A 2,570-nucleotide genomic window follows, 5' to 3' on the forward strand; every position below is an offset into this window, starting at 1 on the left:
AGCTTAAACATAAGGGCTAAATTGATTCCAGAAAGCAGTATAGAAATCATGTATTCTGACTGTATAAAAGCAATCTGATCATTGCTTAATCCATCAAAAAGAATCGGAATCCAAATTCCATTCAAAAGGCCAATAAAGGCAAGAACAATGATGCGTAAAACTTTGATATTAATTTTAATCATTTGATCCCCCTCCATTAGAACATGATTTTAAGACGAACTTATCCTTATGTCCGTCTAGAAATAAACGAATAAAGCTTTAAATCTAAACTAGTACTCATCATTTCGGTACCATCTGCTTGTATTACCAGCGTTATAAAATACGACATAGTAATCCATTTTTCTTATGCCCTGATTGAATAATGCATCGACTTGACTGGGCTTAACCTTAACTGGCACCTCAATTTCTATGGTATTTTCACCACGATTAATATAGTATTCCTCATTTGAAATACCTTTAAAATCAATCAAAGCCATTGTTTCTTCGTCTAGTTCTAGATCCACTTTGAAAGGGCCTTTATATCCTTTGTGACCTTTTAGGGTGAGTCTAACCTTGGCAAAACCATCATCTTCCATAAATGAAAAGGATAAATAGCTATCCTTTATTTCAATCAATTTTACATCTTCCTGTAACTGATAAAACGGGAAATTGATCACATCATGCACTACATTTGTCACTGGTGTAAAAAGGAACAAAACCACTATAAACACTAAAAACTTTTTACTTTCATACCGGTCTGAACTCGTAATCAATTTGATGAACCAAGCTAAAAAAACAAGCGTCACTATGCCAGATAGATAAAGGGTTCCTTCCCCCAAATGTATTGGTGGCACTAATACTGTGATCATGGATTTATTGCTATAAGGAAACTGATATGACAAAACGCCATAGAGTATTAATACAAGAAAAGCCTTTACGAAATTATTATTTCCCTTGCTATTATTATTGTTGTTAATCATATGTTTTACTCCAAGCTGTATAATGTATTTGCGTCCTATCGTGTTTGTCTATGTTTATCTGTGTTTGTCTGTGTTTATCTGTGTTTGTCTCTGCTTAGCCGTGTCTACTGTATTTACTAGGTCTACCTTGTTTATCTCTTTTATCGCTTGAGCTCAGTACCGCCCCATTCGATCACAGCAAATCCACTTCTCTTTTTAGGCGTCAGCCTTTGTGTTTCAATCTGAAGGTTTTTCTCAAGCGGTTTAAAAACCATAAAAACTCTAATAACACTGTCCGGCTCCGGTGTAATGGTCAAAGTTGCCTGTTCAGTGTATTCTTCATCTGGAAAGTATATTAAGTTGTAGTTATTAGATTCCATTCTTGGCAGCCAATAGACGATGAACTCATTGTATTCATGGGGTTCTAAGCCCAAATAACTCAATTTATCTCTTAAAAATTCCGCAGTATCCTCGCCCTTAACGACAAAACCTTTTTCGATATGCCACTCATAATCCGATGAGCCATCCCAGAATAAATAAGAATATTCAAGGAGACTGTCTTTTTCGACCAAACGCCCCTCTGGCGTTGCGACAATATCCCAACCATCATTGTATTTGGGATAAGTCGTCATTAATTGTCCCGAAAAATCAAGCTCAACATGAACCTCAGTCTCTACTTGAGGATACAGGTAAATTACAGGTTTTTCAGTGGGTATTTCTTCTTCAGAACTTTCTGTGTCTGTTTCCGTATCAGCATCAGAGCTGTCCTTACTACATGCAGTCATCAATACTAAGGTAAAGATAAGTAACATTATCAAAAAGGCTATAAAATATGTATGGTGCTTATTGGTGTTTCTTTTTACACTCATCTTGCATCTCCAATCCGCCTTTATTTAGTTCAGCCATTCTAAGATACCCTCTCCAAGATATCTGATGGTAGTCTTAACTTCTTCGCCATCTATTTCATAGGTCACAACATAGATATGATCCCTGCTTATTGGTTTAATATTGGTTACAATGCCACCCTTATCCGCAACCTCTCTTCTAATAAGAGATTCTATTCTGCGTCTAAAATAGCGATTGAATATGATGGCTAAGATAATGATTACTAAATAGGTTATTAGCCTTGATCCCATATTATATACTCCTTGCATATGTTCCCTTACAATTTTTTCAGGTAATTAAGTGGTGCCCATGCTTTTTTCCACAAGTTCTCTTTCTTAGCACCATAAATCCAACCATTTAAATGTTTTTCTGCCAATATGACTTCTCCAACACATAGATCAAATTCGGTTGCATCATAATCTTCTAATATGACGCCTTTGGTCGTATCCTCTTTTTTTATAATCTGCTTTGGCACCCAGCCCTCTTTGTTTTGACTTTTACAGTAAATCCAATTCGGCCAGTCCCCTTCTGAATTTGATTCTTCAATACACTCAATCACTTCATTTTTTACCAATTGAATTGGTTCATCCGTTTCAGATGATCTCTCTTTAACCACTATGTATTCACTCATAAAAAACCTCACTTCTTCGTAAAAAAAAGATCCTAAATCAGATCCTTTAAAGAACTTCATATATTTAAACCATATCATATTTAAGTGTCTATTCTATGAACTTTATCTTAGAAAAT

The 2,570-nt window shown here is 35.3% G+C and carries 5 protein-coding genes; all 5 read right to left on the bottom strand.

Annotation, left to right across the window (positions count from 1 at the left end):
• Window positions 1-182, bottom strand: a 182-nt coding sequence (locus tag AC220I_RS21130; protein ID WP_486725849.1) for a hypothetical protein, incomplete at its 3' end; no start/stop codon positions are given.
• 87 nt (window positions 183-269) lie between these two features.
• The gene (locus tag AC220I_RS21135; protein ID WP_486725850.1) at window positions 270-959 is read right to left on the bottom strand and encodes a hypothetical protein; all 690 of its coding nucleotides are present in this window, start codon (window positions 957-959) and stop codon (window positions 270-272) included.
• A 140-nt stretch (window positions 960-1,099) separates the two neighbouring features.
• Window positions 1,100-1,807, bottom strand: a complete 708-nt coding sequence (locus AC220I_RS21140; protein ID WP_486725851.1) for a hypothetical protein — start codon at window positions 1,805-1,807, stop codon at window positions 1,100-1,102.
• A gap of 24 nt (window positions 1,808-1,831) precedes the next feature.
• On the bottom strand, window positions 1,832-2,074 hold the full coding sequence (locus tag AC220I_RS21145; protein WP_486725852.1) for a hypothetical protein: 243 nt from the start codon (window positions 2,072-2,074) through the stop codon (window positions 1,832-1,834).
• Between the two features lie 26 nt (window positions 2,075-2,100).
• Window positions 2,101-2,454 carry an SH3 domain-containing protein gene (locus AC220I_RS21150; protein ID WP_486725853.1) on the bottom strand — a complete coding sequence of 118 codons (354 nt, stop codon included), beginning with the start codon at window positions 2,452-2,454 and terminating at the stop codon, window positions 2,101-2,103.
• Window positions 2,455-2,570: the final 116 nt, after the last annotated feature.

It is taken from the genome of Fusibacter sp. (assembly GCF_057447755.1).